This is a genomic window from Shinella sp. GW821-FHT11G07 (assembly GCF_058808115.1).
The window spans coordinates 288,762-301,193 of sequence record NZ_JBXARJ010000001.1 but is presented as its reverse complement, the minus strand read 5'-3'; the positions used below and the strand labels follow the sequence as shown (position 1 = coordinate 301,193).

The window sequence follows — 12,432 nt, the reverse complement described above, 5'->3', positions numbered from 1 at the left end:
AGCGTCAGACGATCCCCTCTTCCCAATAGGGCGGATCGCCGAAGGCCGCCTTGAGGTGGTCCGCCAGGGCGCGCAGCTTGGCGGGTGGCCGGCGGCCTTCCGGATGGGCGAGGTAGATGAATTCCGGCGTGGGGCGGACGCCAACATCAACCACCGTCAGGTTTCCGGCCCGAATGTCCGGCCCGGCGATGAAGAGGGGGAGCAGGGCGATGCCAAGGCCGGCAATCGCTGCATCCCGCAGCATGTCGCCGTTGTTGACCCGAAGTCCTACATGTGCGCGAATGATCTCGACCCCGGTGGGGGTAGCGAAACGCCAGTCCGCAATGCCCCTGTTCGTGTAGAAAATGCCCTTGTGCGCGTCGAGTTCGGCTGTCGTTGTCGGCATGCCGTGACGGGCGAGGTAGTCGTTCGAGGCCACGAGCATGCGGCGGCTGGGCGCGAGGCGCCACACCATCAGCCGGGAGTCCTCGATCACCCCGTGGCGCACCACTCCGTCATAGACGCCGGAGGCGATATCGACACGGCGGTCGTCGACATCGAGCGACATCTCGATCTTGGGATTGGCGGCAAGGAATGGATACAGTGCCGGCCCCAGATGCAGCCGGCCGAAGGTGACGGGTGCCGAAATGCGCATCGGGCCGGCGAGGGTCCCGCGCCGCTCGGCAAGATCCGTCGCCGCTTCCGCCACTTCGCGCAGGATCCGCCGGGCGCGTTCGAGAAAGGCGGCGCCGTCCTCCGTCACCGACATGCGGCGGGTTGTTCGGTGGAGCAGCGTCGCGCCGAGGCTGCGCTCCAGTTCAGCCAGCCGCTCGCTCACCACCGACTTCGACAGCCGTAATGTCCGCGCCGCCTCGCTGATGGAGCCCGCTTCGGCAACCGCCACAAAACTTGTTATGCCGTCGAGTTTCATTATTCGGCTTTTCCGGAAGACAGGTTCTCATTCTGCATTGTAGTGCGAACGTTCGGCCTGCGCCATAGTCCGCTTCAACAACCCAACCCCCACGACAAGGAACACCACCATGGACAGGCTCAAAGGCAAACGCGCTCTCATCACTGGCGGCACCAGCGGCATCGGCCTGGAGACGGCGCGTCAGTTTCTCGCTGAAGGCGCGCGTGTCGCTGTCACCGGCACCAATCCGGAGACATTGGAGGCCGCTCGCAAGGAACTCGGCGACGGCGTGCTGGTCATCAAGTCCGATGCCGCCGATGTCATCGGCCAGAAACAGGTGGCGACAGCCATCGAGGAGGCCTTCGGTGGCCTCGACATCCTCTTCGTCAACGCCGGCATTGCCCTGCTGAAGCCGCTCGATGCCTGGGATGAGGCGGGCTTCGACCGCGTCTTCGACATCAATGTCAAAGGCCCGTATTTCCTGATCCAGGCACTTCTGCCGATCCTCGCCAATCCCGCGTCGATCGTGCTCAACACTTCGGTCAATGCCCATATAGGCATGCCCAATTCCAGCGTCTACGGGGCCTCGAAGGCGGCGCTGCAATCGCTCATCCGCACGCTGTCGGGCGAATTGATCAGCCGCGGCATCCGCGTCAATGCGGTTTCCCCGGGGCCTGTCTCGACGCCGCTCTACGGCAAACTCGGTTTCAGCGAGACGGACTTGAAGACCGTCGCCGAAAATATCAAGGGTCTCGTCCCGGCCGGCCGGTTCGGCACGCCGTCCGAAATCGCCAAGACCGTGGTCTTTCTCGCATCCGACGAGGCGGCCTACACCGTCGGCAGCGAGATCATGATCGATGGCGGCATGGGCACGCTGTAGGCGGGTCAGGCTGGCATGCCGATGGCAGGCAGTTTCATTCGCTTACCATCGGCACAATGCGGGCTTGCGCGGCCAGTCAACATGATGAAATAATTGGATGGCGGTCGCGCAGGGGAGGCGTGATGGCTTTTAGAATTCTACCCAAAAGAGCTGAAACAAAACCCCCTGCGCCAACGTAACATCGACGTCGCATATCCATGACACGTTCATGAAGTCGTCGGACCATCTTCCGCCCGGCTTCGCAGGTTGCAGGTGGGGAGGTTTCGAAAGCCATGACGACAGTCCGCACCATCCTGCATTGCAAGGCCGCTTGCATTGCGATCATCCTGATTCTCATCGGCTTTGCCTTTCCTGCACAAGCGCAGGAGGTCGGGACACCACCGGCCGACAAGCTGCGCGAGATTTCGCGGCTGCTTGCCGATCCTGATGTCGCTGCCTGGCTCAACAGTGCCCAGGCAGGGGAAACCAAGGCGAACGAAAGCAAGACCGACCAGACGCCGGTCGCTGGCGCCGAAGCTGATATGCAGTCGGGCTATGTTGCGGAAAAGCTCGGCCTGATCCAGGAAAGGATCGACACTGCCATGCAAGGCGGCATGGAGTTCGGGCCTGGCGCAAAGACGGCCATGACCAGGCTTGAGGCCGAAGTCACCCAGCGCGGCCCGTTGCGTTTCTTCCTGCTGCTGCTTCTCGTGCCCTTGCTTGCCATCGGCGCGGAGCGGTTGTTCAACCATCTGTCGGCCCGCCACTGGCGCCGTCAGGCGGCGGGACCGATGGCCGACCCGGTCGGCGTGGTGCCAATCGGCCTTCATGCCTGTGGCCAGGCCATCTGTTTTGCGCTCGGCGCCTTGCTGCCGCTTGCCCTCGTTGCCTGGCCGCCGCTTTTGGCGCGTACCGCGCTCATTCTGGCCATAGCGGCCATTGTCATCCGGTTTTCCGGTCTTCTCGGGGCTTACATCGTCTGGCTACTCGAACAACCGGTTGGGCGTGTGCTGCCGGCGGCGGAGGCGCCGCCAGAGGTGTCGCCTGTCTCAGCGGAGATCGCGCCGGCAGGTGAGATGCCCCCCGAACTGGCCGTTGCTTCCGAAAGCAAGGCTGCGTCGGTCGTGCCTGAAGGAACCGCTTCAGTGCAGGCAGCGATGCCCGAGCCGGATGGTGACGTCAGTGTGCAGCCGCGCGTGACGCCGGAGCGCGTCCGTTACTGGTTCTCCCGTTTCCAGCGGGGCTTGCGTGTCTTCATCGCCGGCTGGACGGTGGTGGAACTCATGCGGCTGTTCGGCTTCTCGCAGGGCGCGTTGCTGCTCGTCATCTTCGCCTTCGATCTGGCCCTCTTCGTCATCGCCGTCGATGCGTTCTGGCGCCGACCGTATCGAGCCGACCACAGCGAAACCGCCCGCAAGATCTGGTCCTGGCTGGCGACAGTGGCTTTCATCCTGCTCCTGGTCGTGTGGATAGCGGGGCTGCGCCTGTTGTTCTGGGGCGGCGTGGTCGCCCTCCTGTTGCCACCCGCCCTGCGGCTGACGACGGCGGTCGTCGCCCGCCTGCATGGCGGAAGCGAGACCATGCGCCCGACCAGCATGGGCTTCGTCATCGGTGAACGAGGGGCGCGCGCGCTCGTGATTATCCTCTCCGCCTGGTGGGTCGCGTCCGTCGCGGGTGTCGATGCCGCCGGCATGATGATGGGGTCCGGCGATACGGTGGTCAGCCGCGTCGCCCATGCCGTCACCCAGGCGATTGCCGTTCTTCTGGTCGCCGACATCCTCTGGCAGTTCGTCAAGTCCGACATTTCCGCACGCATGGCCAACGAGCCGGTTGGTCGCCGCGTGAGCGATGAGGAGCGTAGCCGCAACGCCCGCATCCGTACGCTGCTGCCGATCCTGCGCAACATGCTTTCGATAACCCTCGCCATCGTGGCCGTCATGATGGCTTTGACCAGCCTTGGCGTCGACATCGGCCCGCTGATCGCCGGTGCCGGCGTGGCGGGCGTCGCCATCGGCTTCGGCGCCCAGACCATCGTCAAGGACCTGATCTCGGGCATTTTCTATCTGTGGGACGACGCCTTCCGCATCGGCGAATATATCGAGACCGGCAAATATAAGGGCGTGGTCGAGAGCTTCTCGCTGCGTTCGGTCAAGCTGCGCCATCACCGCGGACCGCTTACCACCGTGCCCTTCGGCGAGCTCGGCGCAGTGCAGAACATGAGCCGCGACTGGTCGGTGACCAAGTTCAACATCTCCGTTCCCTATGACACCGACCTTGAGAAACTGCGCAAGGTCATCAAGCGTATCGGGACGGATATCGCCGAGAAGCCCGAATACAAGGAAAGCCTGCTGGAGCCGCTGAAGATGAAAGGCGTGGGGGAGTTCGGCGAATACGCTATCATCGTGCGCGTCGGCTTCACTACAAAGCCGGGCGAGCAGTTCATGATCCGCCGCGAGATCATGAACCGCATCAAGCTGGACTTCAAAGCGAACGGCATCCAGTTCGCGTCTCCGACCGTTCAGGTCGGCGGGCACCATAGCGATGCCGATGCCGACGCGGCTGTCGCCGAAGCCCATCGCCGGCGCCAGGAGGCGCTAGCGGCTGCCAATGGGGCGAGCGCCTGATTGGTAGAAACCGGACCGGTCGCCCACACATGTACGCGTTTCCAGGGCAGGTCGCCCCGCAACCGCGCTTGCGTCAATGGTCGATCTGGATGGAAAAACCCTGCGGCGGTGTCGCCACAGGGTTCGGCAGTCTTCAATGCTGTCCGTGTGAAGCTCGACCGGCCTTAGGCTGCGGCTTCTTCGCTCTCGTCTTCGTCCTTGTCATTCTCGACCTCGCCTTCGGCTTCACCGGCTTCCCAGGTCAGCTGGAATTCGATTTCGGCGCGCCCGTCTTCGATCTCGTAGGCGATCGAAGCGATGGCGTGCTCGGGGACCTGGACGTCTTCTTCGTCGATCTGGATCGAGAAGCGCTCGTTCGATTCCAGCGTGTCTGCCAGACGGCGGAGTTCAGCAACAAATTCCGTCAGCGAATAGTCTTTTTCGATTTCGCGATTGGCATCCATGTTCTCTCTCCTGTTTAAGAGTTGGCATTTTAATAAGAACATGGATTTGTAATGCGGTTATGACCGTATAAATTTAAGTTCGTGACAAACTATTCTTTATATTTATCTTTCATTCAGGATTTATATTGCTGATTTATCTTGGGTCATCTCGGTGCACGTCGTGGACGGTCATACCGATGGATTCCGGTGGTTTTTCCAGCCAGCGGGGGTGCTTCAGGGTCTTGCGAGTGTCTTCGTAGCCGGAATCCCAATGTTCGCGCATCGAGGTGCCGGAAAACTCATAGTCCTTGGCGTCGCTCTCGTAGATCTTCTGCTGGTAGATAAGGTGGACGATGTTGATCTGCGGCACGTCCTCCATCGCGGCGAGGAAGGCCCGGTCGTCGTCCGTCAAGGCTTCCGGGGGCACACGCAGCAGCGCCTGGTGCAGCTTCAGGCGTAGGTTGTGGATACGGCGGAACGTGTCCGTGTTGTTACGCGTACGGCTGGAATAGAGGATGTCCTTATGCCGGGCGAGCACATCCGCCATGTCGCGGGGCAGGATGCCGCGCGCGCTGAAAAGGTCGACCTGAAAGACAAGCGTATCGCGCACGTCCTCCTGCTCGAGCAGGTATTGCAGCGGCGTGTTGGAGACGATGCCGCCGTCCCAGTAATATTCGTTCTCGATCAGCACGGCGGGGAAGGCGGGTGGCAGCGCTCCGGACGCCATGACATGCTCGGGGCCGAGCCCCTCGATATGACTGTCGAAATAGCGGTAGTTGCCGGTCTGCACATTGACGGCACCGACACTGAGCCGCTGGCGGCGGTCGTTCAGGACGTCCCAGTCGATCAGGCGGTTCAACGTGGTTTTCAGTTCGGATGCATCGTAGAAGCTGGTCGCCGTGGAGGCACCCGGCGGCTGGAACCAGGGATTGATCTGGTGGGGGGAAAAGAAACCGGGCAGGCCCGATGTCATCGTCATCATGGCGCTGGCCTGGTTGCGCATCTTGCGGAAGACATCGCCTTCCGGCGTGAAGTGCCAGATCTTGCGGGCGGAAATCGTCTCCCAGAAGTCGCGCAGCCGATCGAGCCGGTTGCCCTTGATGTTGCCGGCGATGATCGCGGCATTCACCGCGCCGATCGAGACGCCGGACAGCCAGTTCGCCTCGATACCGGCTTCATCGAGCGCCTGAAAGACGCCGGCCTGATAGGCGCCAAGCGCGCCACCGCCCTGAAAGACGAGGCCCACCGCCGGATAGCCGCCGACGACATCGGCGATATCGGGCGTTTCGGATTTGCGCTTCGGCTGCAATCTGACCTGCTTGTCCATGATCTCGTCCTTCAACCTGGTTCGCCCATGTAGTCGTGCACCACCTCGCCGAGCCCCAATGTGAGGTCGGCGACGAAATGCACCGCCGAGACAACCTCCAGCACGGGCAGGCGGGCGACGTCGGCGATGACGTGGCGGAAGAGCTGCAGGTCGGCCGGTCCCATCCAGGCGCCCTTCACCGCGATGTCCTCGAGATGATAGCGCACCAGTTCGCAGATGCGAGGTGTCGCGTCGACATGCGGGATGATCTTGACGAGGAAATTCGGTTTGGCGAGCGAATGGGCAACCTCGGCGACGTCGAGCGTACGGTGCTTGTAGCCCATGGTGGCGCTGGCGCAGAGCACGGAGCCGTAGTGCAACGTACCGACGATCACCTCGCCCTCGTGCACGAGCTTGGGAAAAGCGAGCTTCTTGGGAAAGCCCCAGATTTCCCGCCCGCCGGCGATGGGCGCGTCGTCGTCGAGATACATGGCGTGCACGTAGACGCCTTCTTCACCCTCGAAGCGAACCGGGATGACCTGGCCGGATTCCGTGTAGTCGCCAAAACCGGTGGAGTCCGGCATCTTGATGAACTCGTATTTGACGATGGGATCGATGATCTCCAGCGGCTCCGGCACCACGGCGCGCAGCGCATCGGGATCCGTCCGGTAGCTGATGATGACATATTCCCGATCGATGAAGCGGTAGGGACCCGGCGGATAGGCGGGGTTCGTCAGCGGCATGGCGTAGGCGTTGCGGACGTCGGTGGCCTTCATGTCATTGATTCCTACAGGAGAAAAATAGGGTGGGCGACGATCAGTGCGCCGTCCAGCCGCCGTCGAGCGAAAGGATCGCACCGGTCATCGAGGCCGCCTCCTCGCTGGCGAGGTAGAGGGCGAGGCCGGCGACTTGCTCGACCGTGACGAACTGCTTCGTCGGCTGGGCCTCGAGCAGCACGTCATGGATGACCTGCTCCTTGGTAAGCCCGCGTGCGGCCATCGTGTCGGGGATCTGTTTTTCGACGAGCGGCGTCCAGACATAGCCGGGGCAAATGGCGTTGACCGTGACGCCATTGGTGGCGGCTTCCAGCGCGACGGTTTTTGTCAGGCCGGCAATGCCGTGCTTGGCTGCCACATAGGCGGATTTGTACGGCGAGGCGACGAGCGCATGGGCAGAGGCGACATTGATGATACGGCCGAAGCCATGCTCTTTCATCGCCGGCAGTGCAGCCTTGATGGTATGGAACGCGGCGACGAGGTTGATCTGGATGATCGCCTGCCATTTATCATCGGGAAATTCCTCGATCGGCGCGACATGCTGGATGCCCGCATTGTTGACGAGGATGTCGCAGCGTCCAAATGTGTTGAGTGCGAGTTTCACCATCTCGCCGATTTCGCTGCCGGAAAGCATGTTGGCCGGCGAATACAGGCAGCGCACGCCATAATCCGCCTCGATGCCGGCGCGCTCTGCCTCGATTGCGGCCGCATCACCCAGCCCGTTGATGACGATGTTCGCCCCCGCAGCGGCGAAACGGCGGGCGATGGCAAGGCCAATGCCGCTGGTCGAGCCGGTGACGATGGCCGTTCGGTTGCTGAGGGTTTTCGGCTGGGATGCGTCGTTCATCGGGATCTCCATCGGACGTGGCGCGTGGCGTGGTTTGGAGCACGCCGACATTTCACGCAGATGACAGTCGTCTCGGAGCGATTGTGGCGATGCCGCTAATATTGTCATGTGCCCGTCAAGCAAACTTAATAGTAAAGAATGGCTGAAAACGCAGTTTGCTAATTTACGTCTTATGGTCATGCGCATTTTCGCGCCTGGCAGTCGGTGATGACTGTCGGGGCGGCTTCCCGTTGTCTGAAGGTGCGCATTGACGAGGGGAGATTCATGATGAATGCATTCCAACCCCTTGCCCGCAATGTGTGGAGCAGGTTTGCGCTGTTGCTTGGCGCTGTAATTTTTTCCGCCGCGAGCGTCCATGCGGAGCCCATTCTTGGTGCCGGATCGACCTTTGCCGCGCCGATCATCCAGCTCTGGTCGCATGATTACGAGGCGACGCGCACGGATGGCGGCGACTTCACGTCACCGGACTGGCGCGTCGACTACGAGCCGGTCGGCTCGCTCGCCGGCGTGATGCGCCTCGGTCAGATCGAGACGGATTTTGCCGCAACGGATGCCCCGCTGCCGGCCGAGGAACTGAAGGCGCGCGACCTCCTCCAGTTCCCCGTCGTCATGGGGGGCATCGTCGTCGTCGCCAATGTCGATGGCATAGGTGCCGGGGCGCTTCGCCTGTCCGGCCCCTTGATTGCTGATATCTATCTCGGCAAGGTCACCAAATGGTCCGACCCCTCCATCAAGGCGTTGAACCCGGATCTCGCCCTACCGGATGCGGCGATCGAGGTTCTGCATCGTGAGGACGGATCAGGCTCGACCCTGGCCTTCACGGGGTTCCTCTCCAAAAGCAGCCCGGAATGGGCGCAAAAGCCGGGCGCCGGCACGCTGATCGAGTGGCCGCTCGGCAAGGGCGAGAAGGGTACCGGCGGGCTCGCGAGCCTGGCGACCACGACGAAGAACAGCATTTCCTATCTCGAATATGGCCAGGTCGTGCGCCTCGGCCTGCCCTTTGTTTCGCTGCAAAACCAGGCCGGCACGTTCATCCGGCCAAGCCCGGAGGCCTTCCAGGCGGGCCTGGAGACGGCCACCTGGGACGGCACGACGGGTTCTGCCGCCGATGCCGCCGAAGCTGCGGGTGAAAAGGCCTATCCGATGACGGTCGTCACCTATGCGGTCGTGCCGAAGGACCGCGGAGAAGGGCGTATCAACCGCGTGCTCGATCTCTTCCGCGTCGCCTTCAGCCGTGGCGGCGATGAGGCGAGCGCGCTCGGCTACATCCCCGTGTCGCCGGCGCTGGCCGGCAAGATCGAAGCGTACTGGACCGCGAATCTGGGCTTCGTGAACAACTAGGCGCCAGAACCTGCATTTGCTCCAATAGAAACGAGTTTTCCCATGGAAATAAATATCTTCAAGGACATCCTCGTGCCGGTCATCGGCGGCCTGGGCATCTTCATGCTCGGCCTTGAATTCATGGCCAACGGCATCCAGGCCCTCTCCGTCAACAAGATGCGCGCGTTCCTCGCGAGAGCCGCCGGCACGCCGGTCAAGGGCGTGCTCGCCGGCACCTTCATCACGGGCGTCATCCAGTCCTCGACGGCGATGACCGTCATGGTGGTCGGTCTCGTTAATGCCGGTGTCGTCGGGCTCCGGCCAGCGATCAGCGTCATCATGGGCGCCAATATCGGCACGACGCTCGGCAATGGCCTCATCGCCTTGCCGCTCGGGCCGCTCGGCCTCATTCTTGGCGGTATCTTCGCGCTCATCTATTGCTTCGCCAAGAGCGAGAAGGTGCGCAACATCGCGCTCGCCTGCATGGGTTTCGCGCTGATCTTCTACGGTCTCAACCTGATGACGGGCGGCCTGCGCCCGCTGCGCAACCTGCCGGAAGTCATGGAATTGCTCCAGACGCTGAAGGCTGACTCCTACTTCAACCTGATCAAATGCGTGCTGATCGCCGCTGGCGTCACCGCGATGATCCACTCGTCCTCGGCGACGATCGGTATCGTCATGGGCCTCGGCGCCGCCGGCATTCTCGACTGGACGACGGCCGTTGCCTTCTCGCTCGGTGCCGACCTCGGCACGACCATCACCTCGTGGATGGCCTCGCTCAATCTTTCCAAGAATGCCAAGCGTGCCGCCTACGCCCATATCTCCTTCAACATCATCGGCGTGTGCATCACCGTGCCGCTGTTCTTCGTCTCCATCGGCGTCCTGGAATGGGCGATGCAGTGGTTCGGCGGTGATCCGGCCGTGGCCGTGATGGTCGATGGCAAGGAGACGTTCCCGCTGGTGCCGGTTGCCGTGGGTCTCTATTCGACCTTCTTCAACATCTTCAACACGCTGTTGCTCTTCCCCTTCATCGGCGTGTTCGAGCGCGTGCTGTCGCGTGTCGGCCGCACCGACGCGGAAGACATCGAGGATTATTCGACCCCGCGATTCCTCGACGGCAAGCTCTCCAACGATTTCGCGCGTGCCGTTCCCGCGATCCAGCAGGAAACCCAGCGCCACCTCCAGGCCGGCGCCATGTTCCTCGGCATCGCGCGTGGCGACAAGAAAGCGCCGTCGGACCCTGGCGAGCACTATCTCGCGACCGATATTCTCAGCCGCGACATCCGCGCCTATACCGCCAACCTGATGAAGGAAGACCTGCCCTACGACCAGCTCGACCTCATCGCGAGCCTGATCGAGGAGGCCGACTTTACCGCGGCACTGACGGAATCGATGCATCAGGTCGCCCGCCGCGTGAAGCGTGAAAAATTCGGCAGCCAGGCCCAGCCGATCGTCGATACCGCGCTCGACAAGCTCGATGCGTCGCTGCGCGCCATCCTGCCGACATATGGCCTTGCCGATCCGCAGATGCCGGCCGGTCACGCCAACTACCCGGAGGTCGAGGAACTGCGTGCCCGCACGCTGTCACTCGGCCCGAATGCGGGTGCTGCCGAACGCGGTACGATCCTCGCTTTGCTCGGCTCCATCGAGCGCGCGGAAATTCTCATCCGCCGCATCGATGCCGAGCGCAAGTCGGTCAATCGCCAGAGCGTGCTCGCCCGCGCCACCAACCGCAAGGAAAGCCGCGAGCAGCAGATGGACGAAGGCGGGATGAGCCCGGTTCCGGCCGAATAGGATTTGCGACGAGGCGTCGCGGCTTTATCGCCGCGGCGCCTCTTGTATTGTGTGGCTTCCGGGTTGATCTTGTCTAACGGTGCGGTAGCTCTGGCGTGTCGGTAAGTCTGGAGAACGGCGTTTGGGACAGGAAATCGAACTGAAGCTCGACCTTGCGCCGCAGGCAGCAGCGGACTTTCTCGCCTCGGACCTCGCCGCAAGCGAACCCTTCATCCTCGAACGGCGTGCAACCTATTTCGACACGCCGAACGCGGACCTGCGCGCTGCCGGCTTTTCCCTTAGAATTCGTAACGATGCGCAGGGGCGCGTCCAGATCGTCAAGGCCGTCGGTGCCAGCGCCGCCAGCCTTTTTGCGCGCCCGAAATGGGAGCAAAATGTCGATGGCGACAAGCCCGTCCTCGACGACACCACGCCGGTCAAGGCCTTTCTCGGCCGGCGTGTCGACGCGTTGGAACCGCTTTTCGAGGTGGTTGTCGAGCGGCGGCGTTGGTCTGTGGCCTGGGAGGATGCGCGCATCGAGGTGGCGCTCGACCGTGGCGACATCGTTGTCGGCGAGCGGCGTACGCCGGTCTGCGAAATCGAGCTGGAGCTGGTGGACGGTCCGCCATCCGCACTGTTTTCCTATGCCCGTACGCTGGACGGGGTCGCGCCGTTGCGGCTCGGCGTGCTGAGCAAGGCGGAGCGAGGCTACCGCCTGCTCGGTGCCGCGGTCCGCGCCGTCAAGGCCGAGCCGGTCGCGCTGACGCCCGACATGAGCGTTCCCGGCGCTTTCCGCATCATCGCCGACGGCTGTCTGAAGCAGTTCCGCCTCAACGAGATGCTGCTTGAGGGCGGGGGCGAGGAGGCGGTGCATCAGGCGCGTGTTGCGCTACGCCGGCTGCGTTCTGCGCTTTGGGTGTTCAAGGCCATACTGGAAGACGATGCCTTCGGGCACATGAAGGACGAGCTGAAATGGCTGGCCGGTGCTCTCGCCGGCGTGCGCGACCTCGACGTGCTGATCCGCCGTTGCAAGGATGAAGCGCTGCGGAAGGTGCTTGCGGATGCGCGCGAGACGGCCTTCCGGGCCGCGGCCGCCGACCTTGAATCGCCTCGCGCCCGTGCCTTGATGCTGGATTTTGCCGACTGGCTCTCCTGCGGCGCCTGGCACGGTCTTGTGTCCGCGCGGGAAACGCGCGAACAGCCGGTCAGCGATTTCGCGGCTTCAGCCCTCGACCGGCTGCGCCGCAAGGTCAAGAAGGGTGGCCGTGACCTCGTCGATCTCGACGACGACGCCCGCCATGAGGTGCGCAAGGATGCCAAGAAGCTGCGATACGCGGCGGAGTTCTTTGGTTCACTCTTCGATCGCAAGCGCCAGAAGCGCCGCCATGGCCGGTTCCTTGCCGCCTTGGAACCCTTGCAGGATCAACTCGGTGCGCTGAACGATGCCGCCGCAATGCCGGAGCTTTTGGCACGACTCGGCCTGGAGGACGACGCTCGAAAGGCCTTCCCTTCCAATGCCATCGACAGTAGACGGGATGTGATCAAGGCGGCGGCGGATGCTCATGACGCCTTGGTCGATACGAAACGCTTCTGGCGCTAGTTCGCCTGTCTCCCGC

Annotated in this window: 10 protein-coding genes; 5 read left to right on the top strand and 5 right to left on the bottom strand. The window is 62.8% G+C overall.

Annotated features, from left to right (window positions below; all coding sequences use genetic code 11):
* Positions 1-4: 4 nt before the first annotated feature.
* Entirely contained in the window at positions 5-910 is a 906-nt protein-coding gene (locus AC1RT2_RS01345) for a LysR family transcriptional regulator (RefSeq protein ID WP_493098753.1), read from the bottom strand.
* A 109-nt stretch (positions 911-1,019) separates the two neighbouring features.
* Here AC1RT2_RS01345 and AC1RT2_RS01340 point away from each other — a divergent pair, with 109 nt between their 5' ends.
* Positions 1,020-1,769 (top strand): SDR family oxidoreductase, encoded by a 750-nt coding sequence (locus AC1RT2_RS01340; protein WP_069062798.1) that lies wholly within the window; start codon positions 1,020-1,022, stop codon positions 1,767-1,769.
* A gap of 272 nt (positions 1,770-2,041) precedes the next feature.
* Positions 2,042-4,372: a mechanosensitive ion channel family protein gene (locus AC1RT2_RS01335; RefSeq protein ID WP_493098751.1), complete on the top strand. Its 2,331-nt coding sequence runs from the start codon at positions 2,042-2,044 to the stop codon at positions 4,370-4,372.
* Positions 4,373-4,536: 164 nt separating this feature from the next.
* On the opposite strand, the gene AC1RT2_RS01330 is transcribed toward AC1RT2_RS01335, so the two are convergent.
* The 4 genes from AC1RT2_RS01330 to AC1RT2_RS01315 all read right to left on the bottom strand — a co-directional run bounded on the left by AC1RT2_RS01330 (position 4,537) and on the right by AC1RT2_RS01315 (position 7,723).
* Positions 4,537-4,815 (bottom strand): amphi-Trp domain-containing protein, encoded by a 279-nt coding sequence (locus tag AC1RT2_RS01330; protein ID WP_493098749.1) that lies wholly within the window; start codon positions 4,813-4,815, stop codon positions 4,537-4,539.
* 133 nt (positions 4,816-4,948) lie between these two features.
* Positions 4,949-6,121 carry a patatin-like phospholipase family protein gene (locus tag AC1RT2_RS01325; RefSeq protein ID WP_493098746.1) on the bottom strand — a complete coding sequence of 391 codons (1,173 nt, stop codon included), beginning with the start codon at positions 6,119-6,121 and terminating at the stop codon, positions 4,949-4,951.
* Positions 6,122-6,132: 11 nt separating this feature from the next.
* Positions 6,133-6,876: an acetoacetate decarboxylase gene (locus AC1RT2_RS01320; RefSeq protein ID WP_493098744.1), complete on the bottom strand. Its 744-nt coding sequence runs from the start codon at positions 6,874-6,876 to the stop codon at positions 6,133-6,135.
* Positions 6,877-6,916: 40 nt separating this feature from the next.
* Positions 6,917-7,723: a 3-hydroxybutyrate dehydrogenase gene (locus AC1RT2_RS01315; protein WP_493098742.1), complete on the bottom strand. Its 807-nt coding sequence runs from the start codon at positions 7,721-7,723 to the stop codon at positions 6,917-6,919.
* Positions 7,724-7,987: 264 nt separating this feature from the next.
* Between AC1RT2_RS01315 and pstS the strand changes: the two genes are divergently transcribed.
* From pstS to AC1RT2_RS01300, 3 genes are all read left to right on the top strand, one after another.
* Positions 7,988-9,064, top strand: coding sequence for a phosphate ABC transporter substrate-binding protein PstS (pstS, locus tag AC1RT2_RS01310; RefSeq protein WP_493098740.1), 1,077 nt, complete (start codon positions 7,988-7,990; stop codon positions 9,062-9,064).
* A 42-nt stretch (positions 9,065-9,106) separates the two neighbouring features.
* The gene (locus AC1RT2_RS01305) at positions 9,107-10,837 is read left to right on the top strand and encodes a Na/Pi cotransporter family protein (RefSeq protein WP_493098738.1); all 1,731 of its coding nucleotides are present in this window, start codon (positions 9,107-9,109) and stop codon (positions 10,835-10,837) included.
* 121 nt (positions 10,838-10,958) lie between these two features.
* Positions 10,959-12,416 (top strand): CYTH and CHAD domain-containing protein, encoded by a 1,458-nt coding sequence (locus AC1RT2_RS01300; RefSeq protein ID WP_493098736.1) that lies wholly within the window; start codon positions 10,959-10,961, stop codon positions 12,414-12,416.
* The last annotated feature ends 16 nt before the right edge of the window (positions 12,417-12,432 follow it).

Coding starts and splice junctions, on each gene's coding strand:
- pstS (WP_493098740.1), top strand. CDS start 7,988: ATGATGAATGCATTCCAACCCCTTGCCCGCAATGTGTGGAGCAGGTTT.
- AC1RT2_RS01340 (WP_069062798.1), top strand. CDS start 1,020: ATGGACAGGCTCAAAGGCAAACGCGCTCTCATCACTGGCGGCACCAGC.
- AC1RT2_RS01325 (WP_493098746.1), bottom strand. CDS start 6,121: ATGGACAAGCAGGTCAGATTGCAGCCGAAGCGCAAATCCGAAACGCCC.
- AC1RT2_RS01315 (WP_493098742.1), bottom strand. CDS start 7,723: ATGAACGACGCATCCCAGCCGAAAACCCTCAGCAACCGAACGGCCATC.
- AC1RT2_RS01330 (WP_493098749.1), bottom strand. CDS start 4,815: ATGGATGCCAATCGCGAAATCGAAAAAGACTATTCGCTGACGGAATTT.
- AC1RT2_RS01305 (WP_493098738.1), top strand. CDS start 9,107: ATGGAAATAAATATCTTCAAGGACATCCTCGTGCCGGTCATCGGCGGC.
- AC1RT2_RS01320 (WP_493098744.1), bottom strand. CDS start 6,876: ATGAAGGCCACCGACGTCCGCAACGCCTACGCCATGCCGCTGACGAAC.
- AC1RT2_RS01335 (WP_493098751.1), top strand. CDS start 2,042: ATGACGACAGTCCGCACCATCCTGCATTGCAAGGCCGCTTGCATTGCG.
- AC1RT2_RS01345 (WP_493098753.1), bottom strand. CDS start 910: ATGAAACTCGACGGCATAACAAGTTTTGTGGCGGTTGCCGAAGCGGGC.